At 69.7% G+C, this 277-nt stretch carries 1 protein-coding gene; it reads left to right on the top strand.

Annotation, left to right across the window (positions count from 1 at the left end; translation table 11 throughout):
* Nucleotides 1–18 precede the first annotated feature (18 nt).
* A complete protein-coding gene (locus SB753_RS36915) occupies nt 19–171 on the top strand; it encodes an NAD(P)H-binding protein (RefSeq protein ID WP_410805088.1) in 153 nt (50 codons plus the stop codon).
* Nucleotides 172–277 lie beyond the last annotated feature (106 nt).

Below are 277 nucleotides of genomic sequence, written 5' to 3'. Positions count from 1 at the left end.
GAGGCAAGGGATGTGTACATGCACGTCGTGGTTGCAGGCGCGTCCGGCAGAACCGGACGATTCGTCGTCGAGCAGGCCCTTGCCGCCGGTCATCGAGTGACCGCGATCGTGCGCGACTCCGGCCCTACGACCGGCCGCCGGGCGTCGTCGTGCAGCGGGCTGAGGTGGTGACCGATGCGGAGCTGACGTTGCCGGCCGACGCCGACGCCGTGATCTCGACGCTGGGCAAGCGTTCGAATCAGGATCCCGCGCCCGTGTGCGCGGCAGGCACGGCGAA

The organism is Paraburkholderia sp. SIMBA_053, from assembly GCF_046534895.1.
GTDB lineage: Bacteria > Pseudomonadota > Gammaproteobacteria > Burkholderiales > Burkholderiaceae > Paraburkholderia > Paraburkholderia caledonica.
This window is presented reverse-complemented; position numbering and strand designations above follow the sequence as displayed.